Origin of the sequence: Endozoicomonas montiporae CL-33, from assembly GCF_001583435.1 — a bacterium.
Taxonomy (GTDB): Bacteria; Pseudomonadota; Gammaproteobacteria; order Pseudomonadales; family Endozoicomonadaceae; genus Endozoicomonas_A; species Endozoicomonas_A montiporae.
The window spans coordinates 3,828,912-3,851,498 of record NZ_CP013251.1; the positions used below are offsets into that span (position 1 = coordinate 3,828,912).

18 protein-coding genes and 1 pseudogene are annotated in these 22,587 nt (G+C 50.5%); 12 read left to right on the forward strand and 7 right to left on the reverse strand.

Going from position 1 to position 22,587, the window contains the following annotated elements:
• Positions 1 to 107 precede the first annotated feature (107 nt).
• From rarD to EZMO1_RS17555, 3 genes are all read left to right on the forward strand, one after another.
• Positions 108 to 1,058, forward strand: coding sequence for an EamA family transporter RarD (gene rarD, locus EZMO1_RS17545; protein ID WP_236632027.1), 951 nt, complete (start codon positions 108 to 110; stop codon positions 1,056 to 1,058).
• Between the two features lie 98 nt (positions 1,059 to 1,156).
• A complete protein-coding gene (locus EZMO1_RS17550; protein WP_051790052.1) occupies positions 1,157 to 2,206 on the forward strand; it encodes an AI-2E family transporter in 1,050 nt (349 codons plus the stop codon).
• Positions 2,207 to 2,235: 29 nt separating this feature from the next.
• Positions 2,236 to 2,868 carry an NUDIX hydrolase gene (locus EZMO1_RS17555; RefSeq protein ID WP_034876728.1) on the forward strand — a complete coding sequence of 211 codons (633 nt, stop codon included), beginning with the start codon at positions 2,236 to 2,238 and terminating at the stop codon, positions 2,866 to 2,868.
• 46 nt (positions 2,869 to 2,914) lie between these two features.
• Here EZMO1_RS17555 and tldD read toward each other — a convergent pair whose 3' ends face one another.
• From tldD to EZMO1_RS17590, 7 genes are all read right to left on the reverse strand, one after another.
• Positions 2,915 to 4,354: a metalloprotease TldD gene (gene tldD, locus EZMO1_RS17560; protein ID WP_034876727.1), complete on the reverse strand. Its 1,440-nt coding sequence runs from the start codon at positions 4,352 to 4,354 to the stop codon at positions 2,915 to 2,917.
• Positions 4,355 to 4,460: 106 nt separating this feature from the next.
• Positions 4,461 to 8,342, reverse strand: coding sequence for a YhdP family protein (locus EZMO1_RS17565; protein WP_034876725.1), 3,882 nt, complete (start codon positions 8,340 to 8,342; stop codon positions 4,461 to 4,463).
• 107 nt (positions 8,343 to 8,449) lie between these two features.
• The gene (gene rng / locus EZMO1_RS17570; protein WP_034876724.1) at positions 8,450 to 9,922 is read right to left on the reverse strand and encodes a ribonuclease G; all 1,473 of its coding nucleotides are present in this window, start codon (positions 9,920 to 9,922) and stop codon (positions 8,450 to 8,452) included.
• An 80-nt stretch (positions 9,923 to 10,002) separates the two neighbouring features.
• Positions 10,003 to 10,590, reverse strand: coding sequence for a Maf family protein (locus EZMO1_RS17575; protein WP_034876722.1), 588 nt, complete (start codon positions 10,588 to 10,590; stop codon positions 10,003 to 10,005).
• 50 nt (positions 10,591 to 10,640) lie between these two features.
• A complete protein-coding gene (mreD, locus tag EZMO1_RS17580) occupies positions 10,641 to 11,129 on the reverse strand; it encodes a rod shape-determining protein MreD (protein WP_034876720.1) in 489 nt (162 codons plus the stop codon).
• A complete protein-coding gene (gene mreC, locus EZMO1_RS17585) occupies positions 11,126 to 12,043 on the reverse strand; it encodes a rod shape-determining protein MreC (protein WP_082212149.1) in 918 nt (305 codons plus the stop codon). The genes mreD and mreC overlap by 4 nt, the downstream gene beginning before the upstream one ends.
• A 261-nt stretch (positions 12,044 to 12,304) precedes the next feature.
• Positions 12,305 to 13,342 carry a rod shape-determining protein gene (locus EZMO1_RS17590; protein ID WP_034876715.1) on the reverse strand — a complete coding sequence of 346 codons (1,038 nt, stop codon included), beginning with the start codon at positions 13,340 to 13,342 and terminating at the stop codon, positions 12,305 to 12,307.
• A gap of 411 nt (positions 13,343 to 13,753) precedes the next feature.
• Here EZMO1_RS17590 and EZMO1_RS17595 point away from each other — a divergent pair, with 411 nt between their 5' ends.
• The 9 genes and pseudogenes from EZMO1_RS17595 to EZMO1_RS27690 all read left to right on the forward strand — a co-directional run bounded on the left by EZMO1_RS17595 (position 13,754) and on the right by EZMO1_RS27690 (position 22,466).
• Positions 13,754 to 13,945, forward strand: coding sequence for a hypothetical protein (locus EZMO1_RS17595; protein ID WP_061509615.1), 192 nt, complete (start codon positions 13,754 to 13,756; stop codon positions 13,943 to 13,945).
• Between the two features lie 60 nt (positions 13,946 to 14,005).
• On the forward strand, positions 14,006 to 14,194 hold the full coding sequence (locus EZMO1_RS27410; protein ID WP_222842136.1) for a hypothetical protein: 189 nt from the start codon (positions 14,006 to 14,008) through the stop codon (positions 14,192 to 14,194).
• 72 nt (positions 14,195 to 14,266) lie between these two features.
• Positions 14,267 to 15,007 (forward strand): class I SAM-dependent methyltransferase, encoded by a 741-nt coding sequence (locus EZMO1_RS17600; RefSeq protein ID WP_051790049.1) that lies wholly within the window; start codon positions 14,267 to 14,269, stop codon positions 15,005 to 15,007.
• 142 nt (positions 15,008 to 15,149) lie between these two features.
• Complete coding sequence (gene gatC / locus EZMO1_RS17605) at positions 15,150 to 15,437, forward strand: Asp-tRNA(Asn)/Glu-tRNA(Gln) amidotransferase subunit GatC (protein ID WP_034876711.1); 288 nt, start codon at positions 15,150 to 15,152, stop codon at positions 15,435 to 15,437.
• A gap of 51 nt (positions 15,438 to 15,488) precedes the next feature.
• Positions 15,489 to 16,955, forward strand: a complete 1,467-nt coding sequence (gatA, locus tag EZMO1_RS17610) for an Asp-tRNA(Asn)/Glu-tRNA(Gln) amidotransferase subunit GatA (protein ID WP_034876710.1) — start codon at positions 15,489 to 15,491, stop codon at positions 16,953 to 16,955.
• Positions 16,956 to 16,966: 11 nt separating this feature from the next.
• Positions 16,967 to 18,412, forward strand: a complete 1,446-nt coding sequence (gatB, locus tag EZMO1_RS17615; RefSeq protein ID WP_034876708.1) for an Asp-tRNA(Asn)/Glu-tRNA(Gln) amidotransferase subunit GatB — start codon at positions 16,967 to 16,969, stop codon at positions 18,410 to 18,412.
• A gap of 491 nt (positions 18,413 to 18,903) precedes the next feature.
• On the forward strand, positions 18,904 to 19,953 hold the full coding sequence (locus EZMO1_RS17620; protein WP_034876705.1) for an MFS transporter: 1,050 nt from the start codon (positions 18,904 to 18,906) through the stop codon (positions 19,951 to 19,953).
• Positions 19,954 to 19,995: 42 nt separating this feature from the next.
• Positions 19,996 to 21,103, forward strand: a protein-coding gene (locus EZMO1_RS17630; RefSeq protein ID WP_145912645.1) for an IS3 family transposase whose coding sequence is annotated in 2 segments (ribosomal slippage) — positions 19,996 to 20,264 and positions 20,263 to 21,103 — 1,110 coding nt in all. Because the reading frame shifts where the segments join, the coding sequence is not laid out codon by codon here.
• A 193-nt stretch (positions 21,104 to 21,296) separates the two neighbouring features.
• Positions 21,297 to 22,466, forward strand: a pseudogene (locus tag EZMO1_RS27690) (NCS2 family permease).
• Positions 22,467 to 22,587 lie beyond the last annotated feature (121 nt).

A 22,587-nucleotide genomic window follows, 5' to 3' on the forward strand; every position in this document is an offset into this window, starting at 1 on the left:
CAGAGATTACAGCCAGCCACAGTGAAATACGCATAAAAAGCTGTTACCGCCGCGTTGTTTTTCAGGCATTATCGCCGGACTACGTCGTCTACCACAGAGATTGCCCCGTGTCTGACCAAAAGGACTATTCCGGCTTTAATGTTGCCTTAATGGCATTTTCATTCTGGGGACTTATTCCCCTGTATTTCAAATTACTCAGCCATGTTCCGCCAACTGAAGTACTGGGGCACCGGGTCCTGTGGTCGGTAGTGCTACTATTTGGTCTGATGCTTATTAAGCGACAATTGCCGCAATTTCTGGCAATTCTGAAAAGTCCCGCCACCATGGCATGGTTGTCACTGTCGGCGGTACTGGTAGCAGCCAACTGGTTAGGCTTCATCTGGGGGGTCAGTAACAATCGCGTACTGCAAACCTCGCTTGGCTACTTTATCAATCCGCTTCTGAGTGTTCTGCTGGGTTTTGTTTTTCTGGGTGAGCGACTGAATAAAACACAGTTACTGGCAGTCGCTCTTGCGGCCATCGCAGTGATTATTCAAACCATTATGCTGGGCGAAGTACCCTGGCTGTCACTCGGCATTGCCGGATCATTTGGTCTTTACGGTCTGATCCGCAAAAGAACCGTGGTGTCGGCGTTACCCGGGCTGGCTTTTGAAACACTGTTCCTGTTGCCTATTGCCCTGATCTATTTCACAACCCTCTACCAATCCGGAGACTACCATTTCCGTATGGATGATCCAGCCACGTCTGTTCTACTGGCGCTGGCAGGCTTTGTGACAACATTCCCGCTGATCTGCTTCAATATGGCAGCCAAAAAGCTACCGTTATCCACCCTGGGCCTGATGCAATATATCGTTCCCACCATGTCCTTCCTGTTTGGTGTGTTCCTGTTTAAAGAACCCTTTACCCAGGCTCAGTTGATCTGTTTTGGTATCATCTGGATTGCCCTGATTATCTTCAGCACCGACAGCCTGCGTCAGCATCGTAAAACTGAACGACAACTGGCAGACAGTTCGAGTGATTCCGTAAATACTACAAAAGAAAAAACTGTAAACAGTTAGCCCTCCCATCAGGGTCTTGGTGTTCCGGGCATTGGCAAACTCATCACTTTAAGAGATGATTCGCCTGTGCCCTCCATACACTGAACAATGACCCTTTTATGATGCTTACACACAGCCGGTCTACCCAGGCCCTGCTCACCATTGCGGCGGTGATCGTTATTCTTGCCGGTATACGCCTCGGCAGCGATATCATTTCACCTTTATTACTGGCTTACTTTATATCGATGATCCTGAATCCGGTCATTCATGGTCTGGAAAAGCTGTACCTGCCAAGAGCACTGGGCGTTCTGTTGATCATCTCCCTGCTGGTGCTTATTTTTGCTTCACTCGTAGGCGTTGTCGGTCATGCTGCACAGGAGTTTTCCAGAGTTTTGCCGGGTTATCGCCAGGATCTGTTTGATATGATCACGCGCTTTCAGGGCTCGCTAGCGAAACGAAATATCAGTGTTGATTTCAGTACCCTCTTTAATACACTGGACTCCAAGTGGTTGTTTAACCTTGCTACCTCGTTCGTTTCACGCATGAGCAGTGCCACCAGCTATGCCGTGGTCATCATACTGACCGTTGTCTTCATGCTGTTCGAAGTACCACTACTACAGGGCAAGTTGCAGCGCGCACTGCCAGACCCCGGAAGGCAGATGCTGGATGTTGAACGGTTTGTTTCCAGTGTGAACCGGTATGTCATTCTCAAATCGGTTCTCAGTGCCATTACCGGTATTCTGGTCACCCTCATGCTGCAGGTGAAAGGCGTTGAGTTTTATGTACTCGCCGGACTGGTGGCATTCTTTTTGAATTTCATCCCCAATATCGGTTCCATACTGGCCGCCATTCCGGGCATTCTGATCACACTACTGCAAAAAGGCCCCGGTGATGCCGCCCTGATTGCCGCCGGTTATGCGGCTATCAATATGGTCATTGGCAATCTGATCGAGCCAAGAGTGTTGGGCAGGGGGCTGGGGTTATCTTCTCTGGTCGTATTCCTGTCTCTGATGCTCTGGGGCTGGCTACTGGGTCCTATTGGTATGCTGCTTTCGGTTCCCCTGACCATGTGCATCAAAATATTGCTGGAATCATCCGACCACAAAGGTCTGGCCCAATTACTGGGAGCCGGAGATGAACTGGCCGATAGGGAATTAAATAAAGACTAATATTTATAATTTTTCACGAGGCACAGACTATGCAGGATCATCCAAAACAACAATGGTTTGAATGGGTAGAGCAGCTGAGGGCCATTGCCCAGAATGGTCTGGCCTATGCCGACGGAGAATTTGATATTGAACGCTACCACCAGCTTCAGAGCATTGCCCACGACATGACGGCTTTGCTGAGTGGTGCCCCAAGGTCTAAAGTCGATCACTACTTTGTCGGAGAACACGGTTACGCCACGCCAAAGCTTGATATTCGGGCAGGCGTCTTTAAAGACGACAAGATTCTTCTGGTAAAAGAGCGTTCTGATGGCTGCTGGGCTATGCCCGGTGGCTGGGCAGATGTGTGTGAATCCCCCGCCCGAGGCGCCGAGCGGGAAACGCTGGAAGAGTCCGGTTATATCGTTAAGGTTCGTAAGCTGGTTGCCGTCAGGGATACACAACGACACCCTTATCACCCACGCAATGCCTATCACTTACTGAAGATGTTGTTTCTCTGTGAACTGGAAGGCGGATCACCCAAAGAAAACATCGAGATTTCAGACATCGACTTTTTTGACGTGAAGCAGTTACCTTCTCTGTCACAGGGCAGAACCATTGCCGATGATGTTGCCCTGATGGTCAGGCACCGGAATCAACCGGATTTACCCACTGAATACGACTGATGTTCAGTAGGTTATTTTTAAGAAGCTCTCAACCAGACGAAATCAGTCAGGCCGTACCACCGACGGTGATATCATCGATCTTCAGCGTTGGCTGGCCGACGCCAACCGGTACTGACTGACCATCCTTACCGCAAACACCAATGCCGGTATCCAGTTCCAAGTTGTTACCAACCATGGACACCTGATTCATGACATCCGGACCATTGCCAATCAGCGTCGCGCCTTTCACCGGCGTTGTCACTTTACCGTTTTCGATGAGGTAGGCTTCACTGGTTGAGAAGACAAACTTGCCGGAAGTGATATCCACCTGACCACCGCCCATATTGCTGACATAAATGCCACGATCCACACTGGCAATGATTTCATCAGGATCATGTGCACCTGCCAACATGTAGGTGTTGGTCATGCGTGGCATAGGCAGGTGTGAATAAGACTCCCGTCGTCCATTACCAGTCGGTGCAACCCCCATCAGGCGAGCGTTCAGTTTGTCCTGCATGTAACCTTTGAGGATACCGTTCTCAATCAACACGGTGCTTTCAGTGGGGACACCTTCGTCGTCCATATTCAGTGAACCACGACGACCGTCCAGAGTGCCGTCGTCAACAATGGTACACAATGGCGACGCTACCCGTTCACCAATACGACCCGCGTAAGCAGAGCTGCCCTTACGATTAAAGTCGCCTTCAAGGCCGTGCCCTACCGCTTCGTGCAATAATACGCCTGACCAGCCAGCCGCCAGTACCACTGGCATACCGCCCGCCGGTGCCGGAACCGCTTCCAGATTCACCAGTGCCTGACGCACAGCCTCGCGGGCAAAGCCTTTGGCAGTACCATCCAACAAGAACTGCTGGTAATCGCCACGGCCACCACCACCGGCAGAACCTCGTTCAATACGTCCTTCGTGTTCGGCAATTACACTGACATTCAGACGAACCAGCGGTCGGATGTCACCCGCCAGAGTGCCATCCGATGCAGCCACCATCACCACTTCATGCACACCGGCCAGGCTGACGGTAACCTGCTTCACACGGCTGTCCATTTTACGGGCTTCCTGATCAACCGCTTTCAACAAAGCTACCTTGTCTTCCCGGGTCATGGAATCCAGCGGATTCTTTGTTGGATAAAGGGCAAGAGGCTGACTACGTCCCCAGGCCCGAACCTGCTTCTGCTGACCCTGTCGGGCGATGCTGCGAGCCGCACCGGCAGCCTGTTCCAGTGCAGGCACAACGATTTCGTTAGAATAGGCAAAGCCGGTTTTTTCCCCGCTGATGGCGCGCACACCCACGCCGCCATCAACGTTAAAGCTGCCCTCTTTAACAATGCTGTCTTCAAGCACCCAGGCTTCATGGCGGGTTGACTGGAAGTAGAGATCAGCGGCATCGATATTATGACCCAGGATGCTGTCCAGTACTCTGGACAAATCTCCGGCTTCAATATTAGCGGGTGCCAGCAGATGATCCTGCGCCTGTGAAAGAATATCAGTCATAGATTACTCAGGCTGGTTATGAATAGGTTTTATAGTAAGTAGGTATACGGATGAAAACAATGATTTCAGACAGAATACCGGACATCATCATCCGGCATTTGTCGTTTTATTGACCGTTTGTGCCATTTTTTTGAGGATCACCGGAAAACAGTTGATTCAGTGTAACCGAAGGCTCATCGAAGCTGCCGGTGATCCGGTAACGAATGCTGGCAAGCTGGTCAACCTGTCGCCCGACCAGCTTGTCGGCCAGATAGATAATCCCTGCCACCTGCGGCGCTGTGCCAAACAGCACGCTAAGAATAGGCAGGTTTGACGTTACCGGCAATGTCACCACCAGACTGAGATCCATGACCTCATCACGGGTGTTCACCAGACCGTCCAGTTTAAAGTTAGACGACGGGCCTTCAACACTCAGAGGTTCTTCAAACGTAATAATGCCATTGTCAAAGTCCAGCTGTCCTTTCATGGTGTCAAAGCTGACACCGGATGAGTACAGATCGGAAAAATCGAGCCTGATCCGTCGTAGCAATGCTTCTGTATTGAAGATACCAAACAGCTTCAAAGCGCCGGCACCACCATCCAGCTGTTTCAGGATGCCCTCCTTATGGCGCAGTTTTAACGTGCCATTGAGGGTATCCATGTTGACCCCGAGCGGTGAACCCTGCCAGTCCAGCGTGGTATCAATCCGGGTGTCCTTCGCTTCCACCATGACGGGCAGACCAAGAGATTCCTGCAATCTGTCAATGTGCTTACCTCTCAGCCCGCCCTGATAGCGGGTATGATGCTGATCATTCACATACTGCCAGTCCAGCGATCCGGTAAATCTCATGCCTTCAATGCCGGAATTGATGTCACTGATCCGTTTGCCGCCGGGAACAGGCTGCATTATAAACGACAGGTCACCTAAATTTCGGTGCCCGATTTTCAGAGAATCGATTTTCACAATGGCAGAAGGCAGATCCCGGGGATCGATGTGTGCCAGCCAGTCTTCATCACCGTCAGCCTGATCATCATCCTTCTCTGGAGGTTCCGGCAGATGCAGACGGTTCATATCCAGTGTAAAGGGCAGAGACGGACGACTCGGGATCAGCAGCTGTCCGTCTACAGGCTCGCTGTTTACGGTCACTTCCGTATAGTTCGACCCCAGTTTGACCCTGAGCATCAGATCTTTCAGAACATAATCGTCGTAAATCAGCCGGTCTATTTTGACATTGTCCATCTCTACCTGTGATAACAGCGTCAGCTCTTCTTCACCAGGCGGCTGTCCGTCAAAAACAGCGATCCACGGCTCAATATCCAGTTCCGGAACCGTACCTGATACCAGAATTTTACCGGGTTCCATGGACGGCAGGGCGCCATTTTTACCCAAATGGACAGCCGCTGCTTTGAAGTCATACTCGGGGTCAAACAAGAAGTGCGCCCGACCGACATCACCCAGCCGGACAAACAGTTCATTACGATCTCTGTAGACATTCTGCCTGATCGTCAGCAGCTTCTTGTCATCGGCAGCGACACCCAGCGGCGCCGGTAACTCAATTTCTATACCTTCAAGCTCACTACTGATGGAAACCTGTGCCTGAAGAGGGCCGGAGTCTTTCAGCACAAGGCTACCCGAATAATCCGACGCACCTTCCAGCAAGCTGAGGAAATCCAGTTCCAGCCAGTTCTGCAATGCATCGGTGGCTACCCTGCCCTGCCAGTCCACCTGCATGGTCTCATGACCAAGATAATCGATGCTCGACGTGATGGAGCCCTGAATGGTATCCCCCAGAAAGCGCGCCTGCAGCTGTTCAGACTGCAAACCGTTTGCAGTGTCGTAAGCGAAGGCACCCTGAATCTGATCCAGTTCTATATTAGGCGTCTTACTTGCAAAAGAACCATTAGCGGTTTCAAGATCGACCTTAACCTCAACCTTCTCGACATCCTCAATGGGCAACACCAGACTGAGCTGGCCAGAAAAGTCACCGCCCATTGTCCAGCCTTTGGCAATGCCGCCAGAGTAATCCACCAGCGGTGTTTCAGTCAGCAACCGGACAATATCCTTACCCTGCCCTTTTACCTGACCATCAAGATGCAGCGTCAACAGCGGATCGTTCATATCAAGAGATACAGCGGCCTGCTCTAACAACGCACCAAACACCCGACCTTTATCGGCGGCGATCTTTACATCATCGTTATCAACAGCTATGCGTCCTTTAAAACCGGTCACAACCGGCCAGTCCGGATCGTAGGCAAATTCACCGTTTTCAACATCAAAGAACAGATTCCAGAGCAGAGGTTCTTCCACATTGCTGTCCAGCGGGCCTGCCATGCTGAAACCACCGTCGTGAATCGTTGCGTCGACAATGGCTTCTTCCAGCCAGTCGCTCAGGCTGTCTTCCAGAATATGCACCGGCAGATATTTCATTGCGTATCGGGCATCACCTTCTGCAATGGAGACATCAATATCCAGAAAATTGGGTTGATCCGACCTGCGTCCAAACGGTATATCCAGCAGCATAGTGGCATTCAGCCGCCCTTCATCACCGACAACCGCAATGTTATCGCTTTTCAAACGATAGATGTCGTCCACGACATCCCAGTAAAGCCGGGCTTTGGCCGTAGAGTAAACCCACTCATCACGAAACAGTTCAGGAAAGCCCAGTCTGAAATCTTCGGTGTCCAGATCGAAATAACCGCTCAGGGTATTCATGTGCAACCGGCCGGACACATTGCCGCCAGAGGGTGCACCTTCCCAGGCCCCTACGGCCACATTGTCCAATAATGCCCGGGTGACAATAGAGCCGTCAGCCAACGGATCTCTGTCTGGCAGATAACGAACGGTGATCTCTTTCAAAACGCCTGACGGGTCCAGTGTTCTCACCAGATCAGCAGTAAACCCGGGTAGCATTCCAGACTCCAGAGCCAGACGCTTCACCGGTGCCAGATCCAGCGTTTTAACCGCAAGGTTAATAACGGCTTCACCCTGATGCTGACCGCGCAGTTTGGTGTTATCAATGAATACCTTGTTTTCACCCAAAGCAATGCGGGTATTATTCAGTTCCGTATTCCAGTCCGAGACTACTTGTCCCTGACTGTATCCCAATACGCTAAAATCGGTTTCAACCGAGGTTGGAACGGTAGAAGCTTCACCACCCAGCGAGTAAAACAGATCAGTCAGTGCCAGCTGTCCGTCAAACTGCCAGTGCCCGGTCTGGAAACGCCATTGACTGTCTGCGTTCAAATGAGCATCCAGCAAATACTGGCTACAGTCGTCTACCAGCAGACACAGCCGGGAAAGGTCGGCATTGTTAATAGCCAGCGTGCCGGACCAGTTGGCATTCCAGCGATTCGTACCACTGCCATGAGAGGTAAAGTTGACGGAGCCATCACCCACCTGTAATAACCAGTCCAGATGCTTCTGCCCCGATTCTTCACTTAACAACAGATGACGGGTATCAAAAACCACCGGCTCCTGCCCTTCTGGCAGCAGCTCCAGCTGAATACTGGTCAGGTCAACATAGCCCTGCATACTCAGCCAGTGCAAAAAGCCCTGAATATCGAATGTTGGCGATGCCTGCCGGTCTTCATCCAGCTGCTTTATGCCAAACAGTGACCACCTTTTTTTGGCATCGCCTTCCAGCACCACACTGATGGCATTGGCTTCCAGATGGTCAACAATCGGGGTGAAGCTCAACAGGGTAGAAAGTGTATTCAGTTCCACATCCAGCCGATCCACCAGAAACGCAGGACGCTCCGCTTCATGCCCCTGCAGGCTTAAGCCGCGCAGGGTCAGGGTCGGGTTAATCCCATCCCACTCCGGTTCCAATACATCAATAACAAAATCGGTGTCCAGCTGATCATTCAGATAACTCACCACCCGCTCGTGAAACAGGGGCAGCAGACTGAAACTGACACGCACACCCAGCAATAGCAGAGCCAGCAACAGCAGGCTCGCCAAGGTCAGCTTGAAACTCCAGCGTAAAGCACGTTTAAGACGGGGTAGCATCAACTATAAAACCTATAGCTGCTCATTCTTTGCATTTCTCTCACACATTCATTTCCACAACAGGGGACATTTAAAGAAAACGTCCCCGACGCTGCTTTATTAATCAATCAGACAAGAATGACGTCAAACTGTTCCTGACTGTACATAGGCTCAACCTGAAAGCGTATCGTTTTCTCAATAAACTCTTCAAGGTCAGCCACATTACTGGACTCTTCATCCAGCAGGCGATCCACTACCTTTTCTGATGCCAGTACGGTGTAGCTTTTACTGTCGTAAGCACGAACCGCGCGGAGAATTTCCCTGAACACTTCGTAACACACCGTTTCTGCCGTTTTCAGGCTGCCTTTGCCCTCGCAGGTGGTGCAGGTTTCACACAGTACATTTTCCAGAGACTCACGGGTGCGCTTGCGGGTCATTTCCACCAGCCCCAGCTCACTGACACCGGTAATATTGGTTTTGGCGTGATCTTTTTCCAATGACTTCTCAAAGGTACGCTGCACCTGACGCTGGTGCTCCTGATCGTCCATATCGATAAAGTCGATGATGATGATCCCGCCCAGGTTCCGCAAACGCAGTTGGCGGGCAATGGCAACCGACGCTTCCAGATTGGTTTTGAAAATCGTCTCTTCCAGATTACGATGACCGACAAAAGCACCCGTGTTGACGTCAATCGTGGTCATTGCTTCTGTCTGGTCAATAATCAGATAACCGCCGGACTTGAGCTGCACTTTGCGACTCAGCGCCTTGTTGATTTCATCCTCAACCCCAAACAGATCGAAAATAGGGCGTTCGCCCGGATAATATTCAACCCGTCCATCCACCTGGGGTACCAGTTTTTTCACAAACTTGGAGACTTTGGTGAAGGTTTCCTTGGAATCAATCCGGATTTTTTCAATATCAGGGTCTACCAGATCTCGCATGGTGCGAAGGTATAACGGCAGGTCTTCGTAGATAGCAGCAGGCGCACGGTTTTCCTTGATGGTTTCCAGAGTGGTGTCCCACAAGCGGTGCAGAAACTGGATATCCGCCATCACTTCCGTTTCGCCAATGCCTTCAGCGGCAGTGCGCAGAATGAAACCGCCTTTGTCCTGACAACCTTCCTGCTCAATGCACTTTTCTACCAGCTGTCGCAGACGTTCACGTTCATCAGCGTCTTCAATACGCAGGGAAATACCCACATGATTGTTCTGGGGCATGAGCACCAGATAACGGGCCGGAATGGAAATATGGGTGGTCAGCCGGGCACCTTTGGTGCCCAGAGGGTCTTTGGTCACCTGCACCACCAGCGACTGCCCTTCATGCACCAGCTCGCCGATGGGGCGTTCAACCTGCTCATCAGTCTTTTCGCTGTTACGCGGGGCGATTTCACTGGCATGAATAAACGCAGCGCGCTCCAGACCAATATCAACAAAAGCTGCCTGCATGCCAGGAAGCACCCTGACTACCTTGCCTTTGTAGATATTGCCTACAATTCCACGGCTTCGGGCTCGCTCAATATAGATTTCCTGAAGGACTCCATTTTCTACCAACGCCACTCGTGATTCCATCGGCGTGATATTCATCAGAATTTCTTCGCTCATTCCCTTCCCCTTAAGCTGGCATATTTGTGCACATCCAACGCTGCACCGATACCAGAACAATCAAAACCAATAAAAAAACATTACAGGGAATGCCAGGGAGTGATACCAAATTCGCTTAAAACGTCTGCGGTTTCCTGTAGTGGAAGCCCTACTACACCGGAATAGCTGCCCCGAATCGATTCAACCAGAATGGCTCCGTAACCCTGAATGCCATAGGCACCCGCCTTGTCAGAAGGCTCACCGGTGGCGACATAGGCTTCGGCACGTGCCCGGTCAAAAGGTGTCATCTGCACCTGCGTGGTAGAAAGTCGAACGATGGTCTTATGCCCATTGGTTACCGCTATGGCCGTCATCACTGCGTGACAGTTTCCACTTAACGACAACAGCATATCACAGGCCTGTTCAGGATTATCGGGTTTACCGAGTATTTTCGATCCCATGACAACGGATGTGTCGGCTGAAAGTAGTGGCATTTCCGGTAAATCACGAGCCTTCATGACGGTCCAGCCAGCCTGTGCTTTCTCCTTTGCCATACGACAGACATAATCCTCAGGAGATTCATCCACCTCAGGGATTTCATCAATTTCACACACCAGCTGCTGAAACGGAATACCGATCTGTTTCAGCAATTCCTGCCGTCGTGGGGATTGGGAAGCCAGATAAATCATACGCTCACTCTACCAGATAGCTCTTTAAATAACGCGGTCAAATAACTCGGTCAGATAACACGAAAGTAGCGCCGCAAAAACCTTAGCACTCCGGACACCCAGGGCCATAAAGCCGCACTACTGACGGATGGCAGTAAATACCATAAGGAAGGGGTCGTGCCACCCAGCAGGGCGCGCATCCACAGATTGAGCATCTGATAAAGACCAATTATGACAAACACCATAAAGGCTTGTTGCCACCAGGGGAACATGCGCAGACGCCGGTGCAAACCCAGTACCACCACCGCTACCAGTAACAATCCCATGGAACTCTGGCCGAAATACGTCCCGAGGAAAACATCCAGAATAATTCCCGTTAAAAACGCGAACAGCAAACCAAACCGTTCCGGCAACGCCATGATCCAGTACAGGATGACCATGGGAATCCATGCCGGTCGTGCAATCGACAACCAGGCGGGCATCGGCAAAATACTCAAGACATAAGCCACCAGCAGGCTGACCCACACAACCCAGTGGGCATTCGCTCTTTGTACGCTCATGACGCCTCTCCCTGTCCATCAGCGGCCTGTTCTTGCGACTCTTCACTGCTATTGCCGGTCTCGTCATCCACCGGCAGATCCAGTATGGACTTGTGAGGGGTTCGGAATACCAGCAGAACAAAACGGCTGCGGTTAACTTCTGCCAGCAGCTGAATTTCCACATTGGAGAACGCATCGCCGGGATGATGAACCACCTTGCGAACCTTGCCGAGCGGGTAACCGGCAGGATAGCGCTGCCCCAGACCGGAGCTGGTTAACAAGTCACCTTCCCGTATATCTGCCGTATCGGGAATATGCATCAGCTCCATGGAATCCGGCAGTCCGGTGCCTGCTGCCACAGCACGATAACCGGTGCGATTGACCTGCACGGGTACTCGACTGGAGTTATCCGTCACCAGAACAACCCGGCTGCTCAGAGGTGTGACTTCAACCACTTGTCCCATAACACCATGGGCATCAACAATAGCCTGCCCTTCAAACACTCCGTTCAAAGAACCCTTGTTGATGGTCACAATATGCCTGAAAGGATCGGGGTCTACACCAACAATCTCTGCCACCAGCACCTGTTCATCCACCAGTTCCGAAGAGTTCAACAACTCACGCAGACGAATATTCTGAGCTGTCAGGCTGGCCAGCTTCTGAACTTTCTGTTCCAGAATCAGGTTTTTTGCTTTCAGACGAGCATTGTCTTCCATCAGATCACTGCGGGATGTCACAAACTCATCGGCAACACCCCAGATTCTGGTGGGGATGTCTGCAAGAAACTGCACCGGCGTTGCAGCCGCCGTCATCCAGTTACGGACAACGGATAAATAATTAAAACTATGGTCAACAAACAAAAGCCCCAGAGACAGGAGCGTCAGCAGAACAAAACGTGTTGCCAGTGACTGTTGTTGACTGAATATCGGTTTGATAAAAGAGCTCCTTTTACCATCTGAAAGCGTTCAGGCCAAAACGAACACTGTTTTTAACTCATGGCTGCATACATGCAGTCGCTTTTTTCTTTAGAAGCTGTTCATGATCTTTTGAGAAAAGTGAACAGTTTCTTTGCCCCGTTAAACGCGAAAAGGCCAAACAAGTAACCCTGTTTGACCTGTCGCAGGCTGTAAGCCGTTATGACTGACTTTCTGCTACTCACTCCGGATGGGAAAACCACTCCGTGTGCAGATATGCTATCAGTCAGTAGACAGCAGATCCATACGATGTTTGTCCATCATTTCCAGTGCCCGACCGCCACCACGGGCAACACAGGTCAGAGGATCTTCAGCAATCAGAACCGGCAGGCCGGTTTCTTCACTGATCAGCTTGTCCAGATCGCGCAGCAAGGCACCACCACCGGTCAGAACCATACCACGTTCGGCAATGTCAGACGCCAGTTCTGGTGGAGACTGTTCCAGAGCACTCTTGACCGCCTGAACAATAGCGCTCAGAGACTCCTGCAGTGCATCCAGAATCTCAGCACTGTTCAGGGTGAAGCTGCGTGGAATACCTTCTGCCAGATTGCGACCACGTACGTCAATTTCCAGCAGTTCGTCACTTGGGTAAGCGATCGCAATTTCCTGCTTGATGCGTTCAGCCGTAGCATCACCGATCAGGCTGCCATAGTTGCGGCGCACATACGTCACAATGGCATCATCAAAGCGGTCACCACCGAGACGAATGGATTCGGAATAAACGACACCACTCAGAGAGATAATGGCGATTTCAGTGGTACCACCACCGATATCCACCACCATGGAACCGCTGGCTTCTTCCACCGGCATACCGGCACCAATAGCAGCCGCCATTGGTTCTTCGATCAGGTATACCTCGCGAGCACCCGCACCCAGCACGGATTCCCGGATCGCCCGACGTTCAACCTTGGTGGACTTGCACGGCACACAAACCAGAACCCGTGGGCTTGGTTGAATAAAACTGTTCTCATGCACTTTATTAATAAAGTGCTGGAGCATGCGTTCACACACGTCAAAATCGGCGATAACGCCGTCTTTCATAGGACGAATCGCTGTGATATTGCCAGGCGTACGCCCCAGCATACGCTTGGCGTCAGCACCAACCGCTACCACACTCTTTTGAGATCCCAGATTGCGAATGGCCACAACCGATGGCTCATTCAGGACAATGCCCTTCTCACGGACATAGACCAGTGTATTGGCGGTTCCCAAGTCGATCGATAAATCGCTGGAAAACAGACCCCGTAACCTTTTCAGCATTTTGTGAGTTACCTTGACTCAAGGCTTTCTTTAAAATGGCGCAAACTCTATCAACGCATGATATTCAGAGCAAGCATCAAATCCTAGCACTTCTTTAATCTGACAGGGCATTTACCTCATAAACCAGCTTGATTTGGTGTGGTGAATAACCAGTAGCCTGAAACACACCTGTCAGTGGCGCAGGCTCAGGAGCGCATGCATATTCTCCATCAGCTACTGCATAATTCACCACATCGTATCACCAAAAGCTACAAGCATAGTGAATTAATCCCGTCGTACATAAAAGTTACCGGAAAGTTGCTCAGGTGAAAACCACTTAGACCAATAGTTACGCAAGGTTTATGTCAGTTTGGTCAAATTTCTTAAATAATTATGAGTTTTCCACTGAGCGGATGTCTTCAGAAGCTGTTCATGATTTTTTTGAGCGACAGCAACCATCTGCAAAAGCTGACCGGTTTGCCCGTTCGCACTGCAACAACCAAGGTTGTTAAAAATAACAATGATGACCTGTCAATGAACATCGAACTGCTCCACAACCAGCACCATCGAACCATTTCAGTCATTAATGCATGGCTGTGGTTAACCGGGAAACCTGAACCATGAGCCTGCAACTCTTACTGGTAAAGTATTTTCTAATCCCAAAAAATACAAGCTTCATCTATTATGATCGGGTTGGTTTCAGGGCTTGGCGTGCTGGCTATAGCCATTGCATCAGACGTCAAAGCTGTTCACGGCATCAATGCCCGTCTGGTGGCCCTGACTTTCGATATGACGGATTGTTCGTGCACCACCTTGCTACTCAGCGTTTCGCTCTTAAACGCACTATTAAGTAAGACTTACCCAACCGAGTGATCCGGCAGAATAAACAGCATTCAACGGCTGCTGGTGTCACCGGTTATTCGTTCACAAACGTGAGGAAGCAGGATGATTGAGCAATACATGGTTGCTCCCTATGACTGGAGTCAACAGATTCGCATGAATGATCTCGCCCTGCCCAAAGGCGATCAGGTCATTAACTTCTTTTCTGCTAACAAACCCTATCGAGATTGTCCAGACAATCGCCAGTTTGTAGAAACTTATTTATCCAGAGCCCGGGTTTTCTCAATAGACGCTCAGGTGCTTCACTATGCCTGTGACCAGATTGCCATAAAAAACGGTTTCATCATGGAGATGGGAGTCTGCACAGGACGAACCATTAACTTTATTGCAGCCCTGAACCCGGCATCAAGAATTTACGGCTTTGACTCTTTTGAGGGTTTGCCACAACCCTGGAATGGCGGTGAGGAATATAATTTCCCAACCGGTGAATTCGGCTTTAAAGAGCGCTCTGCAGTTCCGCCCGTTCTGCATAATGTCTGCCTGATCAAAGGACTTTTCTCTGAAACCCTGCCGGTTTTTTCCCGTGAAATCCTACAGGAGGCGCCCATCAGTTTTTTGCATATGGATTGTGATATCTACCAATCTGCCACCGAAGTCTTTCAACATCTCGGTCACCGGCTGGTGCCTGGCTCCGTTGTAGTATTCGATGAACTGTATAATTACCCCAACTGGAAAGAGCACGAGTGGAAGGCTTTGCAGGAGTTTTTGAAAGCAACAGACAAGCAGGTCGAGTTTATTGCATTTAATGAAAACTGGGGGCAGGTTGCGGTGCGTTTTACTGATTAAATCTCGATTTAATCTCATCAATACCTTGAGATTCCTCCCCATAGACCATACATTTAGCGATTATTTTTGATATTTGCACTGACGCTTGCCCGTCAGTGCAAATACCGCTCCCTGATTCAAGTACCCGATTCCGGAGATCGCCATGGCCATTGATGCCTCTGAAATTCAGAAGGTTGCCCATTTGGCACGCCTGTCTATTGATGACAGTCAGGTAGAAGCCACTGCCGGCACCATCAGCAACATTCTGGATCTGGTGGGCCAGATGCAGTCTGTCAACACTGACAATGTAGAGCCTATGGCTCACCCTCTGGACGCTACACAACGTCTGCGTGAAGACGTGGTGACTGAACCCAATAATCGCGAAAAACTGCAGAGCGTTGCGCCTGCCGTTGAGGACGGCCTGTTCCTGGTGCCTAAAGTGATTGAGTGATCACCAGAATCCATCAGACCCATTCCAGAAACGCTGCGATTGACGAACATCATGTACGAAAAAACTCTTTCCGAGCTCTCCTTATCAGAGCAAAGCCAGGCTCTAGAGTCAGGCGAATTGTCCAGTGTCGAACTGACACAAACCTATCTGGAACGCATTAAGCAACTGGATAGTGACTACAACAGTTACATTACTGTGACTGAAGAACTGGCACTGACACAGGCCAAAGAAGCCGACGAACGTCGTGCAGCGGGCGATGCCACCGCCCTGACCGGTATTCCGGTAGCGCACAAAGACCTGTTCTGCACCGAAGGTGTGAAAACCACCTGCGGCTCCAACATTCTGGACAACTTTGTTGCCCCTTACGAGTCCACCGTGACCCGCAAGTTCAAGGAAGCCAGCGCCGTTATGCTGGGTAAAACCAACATGGACGAATTCGCCATGGGTTCTTCCAATGAAAACAGCCACTACGGCGCGGTGAAAAACCCCTGGGATACCAAAGCCATTCCCGGCGGTTCATCGGGTGGTTCTGCCGCTGCTGTAGCAGCACGTCTGGCGGCTGGTGCCACGGGCACAGACACGGGCGGCTCCATTCGCCAGCCCGCTTCCCACTGTGGCATTACCGGTCTGAAACCTACCTATGGTCGTGTATCCCGTTACGGCATGATCGCCTACGCTTCCAGCCTGGATCAGGCTGGCCCGATGGCTCAGACCGCTGAAGATTGCGCCCTGATGCTGAACACCATGGCCGGATTCGACCATCGCGATTCCACCTGCATGGACCGTGAAGTACCGGATTACACCGCCACCCTGAACGATTCTCTGGAAGGCATGACCATCGGTCTGCCAAAAGAGTATTTCTCCACCGGTCTGGATGCTGCCGTTGAACAGCGTATCCGTGACGCTGTGGCTGAATACGAAAAGCTCGGTGCCAGGGTCAAGGAAGTCAGCCTGCCGAATCTGGAACTGTCCATTCCGTCTTACTACGTGATTGCGCCAGCAGAAGCGTCCACCAACCTGTCCCGTTTCGACGGTGCCCGCTTTGGTCATCGCTGCGACAATCCGGCTGACCTGATGGACATGTACAAGCGCAGCCGCAGTGAAGGTTTCGGTGAAGAAGTCAAACGTCGTATTCTGGTAGGTACGTATGCCCTGTCTGCCGGTTACTACGACGCCTACTACCGCAAGGCACAGCAAATTCGTCGTATGATTCGTGACGACTTTATGAATGCCTTCGAACAGTGCGACATCATCATGGGACCGAATGCGCCAACACCTGCGTTTAACATTGGTGAAAAGAGCGACGATCCGGTTGCTATGTACCTGTCCGATATCTACACACTGTCTGTTAACCTGGCAGGTTTGCCGGGTATGTCTGTACCTGCAGGTATCGTGGAGGGTCGTCCGGTGGGTCTGCAGATGATTGGTCGTCACTTCGACGAAAGCCGTCTGCTGAATGCTGCGCACCGCTTCCAGCAAGCCACCGACTTCCACAAAGCCAGTCCATTTAAAGCCTGAGGTAACACACAATGCAATGGGAAACCGTAATCGGGCTGGAAATTCACGTTCAGCTCGCCACCAAAACCAAAATTTTCTCCGGTGCCTCCACGGCGTTTGGTGCCGAGCCAAACACCCAGGCCTGTGCCGTTGATCTGGGTCTGCCGGGCGTTCTGCCGGTGGTGAACGAAGAAGCCATTAACATGGCGATTAAATTTGGTCTGGGTATTGATGCCGAGATCAATCGTGTTAACGTCTTCGAGCGTAAAAACTACTTCTACCCGGATCTGCCAAAAGGCTACCAGACCACACAGCTGGACAAGCCTATCGTGGGCGCGGGTCATGTAGATATTACCCTGAAGGATGGTTCTTCCAAGAGCATCCGCATTCACCATGCGCACCTGGAAGAAGACGCCGGTAAGAGCCTGCACGAAGATTACCACGGCATGTCCGGTATCGACCTGAACCGTGCCGGCACACCACTGATTGAAATTGTCACCGAGCCGGATATCAGCAACGCTGATGAAGCCGTAGCCTTTGCGAAAAAACTGCACTCGATTGTGACTACGCTCGGCATTTGTGATGGCAACATGTCTCAGGGTTCCATGCGTTTCGACGTCAACGTATCGGTTCGCCCTAAAGGTCAGGAAGAGCTGGGTACTCGTACAGAAACCAAAAACCTGAACTCCTTCAAGTTTATGGAAGCTGCGATTCTGAAAGAAGTAGAACGTCAGATTGATGTGATCGAAGACGGTGGCAAGATTGTTCAGGAAACCCGCCTGTACAATGGTGACACCGGCGAAGCCCGTTCCATGCGCAGCAAGGAAGAAGCCAACGATTACCGCTACTTCCCCTGCCCGGATCTGCTACCAGTAGTGATTGAAGACAGTCGTCTGGAAAAACTGCGCGCCGACATGCCGGAAATGCCGGATGCGAAGAAAGCCCGCTTTATCAGCGAATTCGGCCTGAGCGATGTGGATGCCGACATCCTGTCTGGCGATCAGGCGACAGCCGCCTTCTTTGAAACCGCCGCCAAAAGCAGCGATGCAAAACTGGCTTCTAACTGGGTGCTGGGTGAAGTGTCCCGTTCCCTGAACGCCAATGAAATCACCATCGCCGACAGCCCGGTTTCTGCTGAGATGCTGGCAGGGCTGATCGTTCGTATCAAGGACAACACCATCTCCGGCAATATCGCCAAGAAGGTGTTTGAAGCCCTGTGGAACGGTGAAGGCAAAGACGCTGATGAAGTCATCGAGAAAAAAGGTCTGAAGCAGGTCACCGATACCGGTGCCATTGAAGCCATGATTGATGACGTGCTGGCCGCCAATGCCCAGCAGGTCGAAAACTATCGCGCTGCACCTGTGGAGAAACGTGGCAAGATGATCGGCTTCTTTGTTGGTCAGGCTATGAAGGCTTCCAAAGGTAAAGCCAACCCGGGCATGGTTAATCAGATTCTGAAGAAGAAACTGGATAGCTAAAGCCGGTATAAACGACGCATCCAACTAAAGGTGCGTCGTTTATTTTTCAAAATGACAGCAATAAACAGATACAGACAAAGTCCCACACAGATCAATAAAATCGATTAAACATAATCTTATACTCGGGCTATCTGTCTTTTCCGATAACAACGATAAGCAGAGTTTCTAATTTGTCCTGAAAACACTCAACACCGTTGAGACGTTGCCAACTGGATTGGTTGAAAGATAATGAGAGTGAATGGTTGTCATAAAATACCTTACTTCCTATGCAGTCAGGCTCCCTTCCTGGCTCTGACATCCCTTTTGTGTACGTCTGTCTCTATCCTGCAGTTCTATTATCGTAAGCTCACATCGCCTCGTTGATCTCCGTGGGATAAACACGTCCCATCACTATTGAACCGGGTCTTTCTACCCATTTGAAAACCGTTGCATCCATTTTTGCTGATATTGGTCAGTTGCGGATTCGTTTGTCTATTTAATAGGTGATTGCAATGAAATTTCGCTTCATGGAGCCATTTTATCTGGCTGCCATTGCCTATGGCTTTGTTTTGGAAGGCATCAACATCATGTTGATTCCACAGTTATTGGCTCAACAAGTTGAAGGCGGAGAGTACTATTCCGGATTTATTCTGGGTATGCAGGCTGCCGGAGCTTTGCTTGGGCCACTCTGGGGAATGCTGTGTGAAAAAAGTGGCCGTCACCGAATGTTGTTGACCGGCGTTCTGCTGCTGGCGTCCATCAGTCAGGCAGCCCTGCTGCTTGCATCAGAACTCTGGCACTGGATCGCACTGGTATCAGTGTTGTCAGTTTCTATACCAGCCAGCCTTACGTGCCTTATGTGCTGCATATTCCATCGTCATCCGGCGATTGAATGGGATCAGCGCCAGAATAATCTGCTGATGGTTCAGGCGGTCGCTGCCGTGGGAGGCTTAGCGATTGCCAGCTATTTCCCCGGTGAGCGCGCGGCTGAAGGTATGTTACTGGGTGCTTTGATTATGTTTATCTCAGCTCTGGCTGCCCTTTTTACAACACCTGGTCATCAGGCGTTTCAAACCGTTCAGAAAGAGACTCCGTCAGCGTCTTCTGAGCGCAACTTACGCGGCTCTTTACCTCTCGTATTCTGGGTAGTGATGCTGGCCTGGGTGCTGGTGAATACTGCCAACAACCTGTTCTTTTACAGCTACTCCCAGGCGATGGATATCATCTTTGATATTGGGCAGAGCGTTTCCCCTTTAATCATCGGTGGAGCCAGCGCTCTTGCTCTGCTGGTGTATCCAAAGATTGGTGACATCTGTCGTCGGGTTAATGCGTTTCACCTTCTGCACACGGCTTTCATTGTACGAATCAGTTCGGTAACCGGCCTTCTGTTGGCGGCACTTTATTTGCCCACAGGCACTCAGCAGCTATTACTGGCCGTCTCTTTTCTTATGTGTCTGTACCGGTTGTCATGGAATGCCATGTTTACCGGGGCATCGGTTCTGCTCGCCAAGCTGGGGCACAACAACCGTATGATGGACCCCATAAACTGGACAGGTAGCTAAGTTAAGTTTTCTGGCTGTAAGATGACCCTGCAGGAGGGAATCATGACAGCAAAAAGAAAACGACATAAGCCCGAATTTAAGGCACAGGTAGCACTCGAAGCCTACAAGGGCGAAAAGACCATAAACCAGCTGGCAAGCGAACACGAAGTTGCAGCCGTTCAGGTTAGGCAGTGGAAGCGACAGCTACTCCAGGGGGTTCCAGAAGTCTTCGGCAGGGCACGGCCAGAGGTAGATCCAGATGCGCTCACTGCCCCCCTGTATCAGGAGATCGGACGGCTTAAAATGGAGCTGGACTGGTTGAAAAAAAAATCTGGCAATGTCCATTGATGACAAACGGAGATGCATAGACCCGGATCACTCGAAGATCAGCATTCAGCGCCAATGTGAACTGGTTGGGTTAAGCAGGTCAAGCTGGTATTACCAAGCTTCTCCAGCTTTGGAAAGCCCTGAGAATCTGAATCTGATGAGGCTCATTGATGAGCAGTATACACGTACACCGTTTTACGGCAGTCGTAAGATAACTGCATGGCTGAATGAGCAGGGCTTTCCGGTCAACAGGAAGCGTATACAGCGACTTATGAGGCTGATGGGCATACAGGCTGTCGGACCAAAACCGGGCACAAGCCTGAGAAACAAAGAGCATAAGGTTTACCCGTACTTGTTGAACGGCGTTGATATTGTGAGACCCAATCAGGTCTGGAGTACTGATATTACGTACTGCCCGATGCCTCAGGGGTTTATGTATCTGGTTGCCATTATTGACTGGTACAGCCGTTACGTGGTCAGCTGGGAGCTGTCGAACACACTGGATGCAGACTTCTGTATTCATGCGCTGGGTCGAGCTTTGGAACAAGGTGAACCTGATATATTCAACACTGACCAAGGGTGTCAGTTTACCAGTAATGATTTTCTGGCACCTCTTCAGGAACGGGAAATACGTATCAGCATGGACGGGAAAGGGCGAGCACTGGATAACATTTTTGTCGAGAGGCTGTGGCGCTCCGTCAAACATGAATGGCTGTACACGCATGAATTTCAGACTGTTCCAGAGCTTTATACTGGGCTGGATGAATACTTTGAGTTTTACAACACTGAACGATTACACCAGTCGTTGAGTTATAAAACGCCTAAGGCAATTCACTTTGCATGAGGGCTTTGGACCACTGCCAGGACTTAACTTAAATTTGTTGGTTTACTGTCTTGACAGTGGGGTCCACCATAGTGCTTTTTCTGGTTTTAAAGAAAAACTTGATTCGTACTTTGAAATCAGAAAACGACACTCAACCTTGAACACAGAAATCATTGCCGGTATTACCTGCTTTCTGGCCATTATTCATATACCCGTGGTACACCCGGCTATTCTTGCCGACGCAGGGATACCCATTGGTCCTGTCACTACGGTCACCATTCTGATGGCCGCTATCAGTTGTCTGATAATGGGACTTTATGCCCGCGTTCCTTTTATTATTTCTCCATCCATTGGAGCTGATGCCTTACTGGCCTATACGCTGGTAGGTGCAGGCTTTATGACCTGGCAACAGGGGCTGGCTGTTAACTTCATGGCAGGAGTCCTGTTTATTATTGTCAGTGTACTTGGCATCAGGGAGTTCATTGTCAAGCAATTGCCCAAGACCATAAAGATCGGTATGGGTGCCACGGTGGGCTCTTTTCTTGCCCTGATCGGTTTTAAAAACACAGGACTGATGTCTGTTGCCAATGGTCGTGTAGCACTTGGAGATTTAACCTCACCAACCACATAGCTGGCCGTCTTCAGTCTCACACTGGTGATATGCCTTCTTGCCCGCAAAGTAAAAGGTGCCATTCTCATCGGTATTATTATGTCAACACTGGTTGGAATACCCATGGGAATCACAGTCATTCCAGACAGTTTTCTGACCATGCCACCCTCCATTGGTGAAGTCGCCTTTAAGCTGGATATTGCCGGAGCGATGAACTTTGCCTTTTTTGTCAGTGACTTCTTCGGCACTCTGGGTACCGTTATGGGGGTAGGTTCCAGAGCTGGTATGCTGGATGATGAAGGCAACCTGCCCGGTATTAAAAAGCCCTTTATGGTTGATTCGGTCAGCACCGTCGCGGGAACCATGCTGGGCACCACCACCGTTTCTGTCTTTCTGGAATCCGCTGCAGGTGTTGAAGAAGGTGGGCGTACCGGCCTTATGCCAGTTGTGACCGGACTGTTATTTTTAGTTCTGCTGTTTATGACACCCTTTGCCATGATGGTGCCCGGTGCCGCCTCTTCGGCCATTCTGATTTATCTCGGTGGCAGCATGATGATGTCACTACGCACCATTGAAGGAGATGATCTGGTCGATATTTTCCCGGCTGCTATTATGCCACTGACTGCAGCCTTTACCATGAACATTGCCAATGGCGTCAGTGCCGGCATCCTGTTCTGGATGATTCTGAAAATAGGCACCGGTAAAATTAAAGAAATTCCTGTCGCACTTTATCCGCTTTCTGTATTCCTTGTGTATTACTTTGTCGTTGTCTGACCGGTGACCGGGCGCCCTGCAGCTGACTTTATGAGGGCGCTCACAAAACCAATTTGAGCAATCTTTAACACGATCTTGAAGACAAAGCTTGATAGCAAAGCAGCATAAACGATACGCCTAT

Bases quoted from the DNA above. Each gene is read 5' to 3' on its own strand.
- EZMO1_RS17550 (WP_051790052.1), top strand. From the start codon at position 1,157: ATGATGCTTACACACAGCCGGTCTACCCAGGCCCTGCTCACCATTGCG.
- EZMO1_RS17555 (WP_034876728.1), top strand. From the start codon at position 2,236: ATGCAGGATCATCCAAAACAACAATGGTTTGAATGGGTAGAGCAGCTG.
- tldD (WP_034876727.1), bottom strand. From the start codon at position 4,354: ATGACTGATATTCTTTCACAGGCGCAGGATCATCTGCTGGCACCCGCT.
- EZMO1_RS17565 (WP_034876725.1), bottom strand. From the start codon at position 8,342: ATGCTACCCCGTCTTAAACGTGCTTTACGCTGGAGTTTCAAGCTGACC.
- rng (WP_034876724.1), bottom strand. From the start codon at position 9,922: ATGAGCGAAGAAATTCTGATGAATATCACGCCGATGGAATCACGAGTG.
- EZMO1_RS17575 (WP_034876722.1), bottom strand. From the start codon at position 10,590: ATGATTTATCTGGCTTCCCAATCCCCACGACGGCAGGAATTGCTGAAA.
- mreD (WP_034876720.1), bottom strand. From the start codon at position 11,129: ATGAGCGTACAAAGAGCGAATGCCCACTGGGTTGTGTGGGTCAGCCTG.
- EZMO1_RS17590 (WP_034876715.1), bottom strand. From the start codon at position 13,342: ATGCTGAAAAGGTTACGGGGTCTGTTTTCCAGCGATTTATCGATCGAC.
- EZMO1_RS17595 (WP_061509615.1), top strand. From the start codon at position 13,754: ATGATTTTTTTGAGCGACAGCAACCATCTGCAAAAGCTGACCGGTTTG.
- EZMO1_RS27410 (WP_222842136.1), top strand. From the start codon at position 14,006: ATGATCGGGTTGGTTTCAGGGCTTGGCGTGCTGGCTATAGCCATTGCA.
- EZMO1_RS17600 (WP_051790049.1), top strand. From the start codon at position 14,267: ATGATTGAGCAATACATGGTTGCTCCCTATGACTGGAGTCAACAGATT.
- gatC (WP_034876711.1), top strand. From the start codon at position 15,150: ATGGCCATTGATGCCTCTGAAATTCAGAAGGTTGCCCATTTGGCACGC.
- gatA (WP_034876710.1), top strand. From the start codon at position 15,489: ATGTACGAAAAAACTCTTTCCGAGCTCTCCTTATCAGAGCAAAGCCAG.
- gatB (WP_034876708.1), top strand. From the start codon at position 16,967: ATGCAATGGGAAACCGTAATCGGGCTGGAAATTCACGTTCAGCTCGCC.
- EZMO1_RS17620 (WP_034876705.1), top strand. From the start codon at position 18,904: ATGAAATTTCGCTTCATGGAGCCATTTTATCTGGCTGCCATTGCCTAT.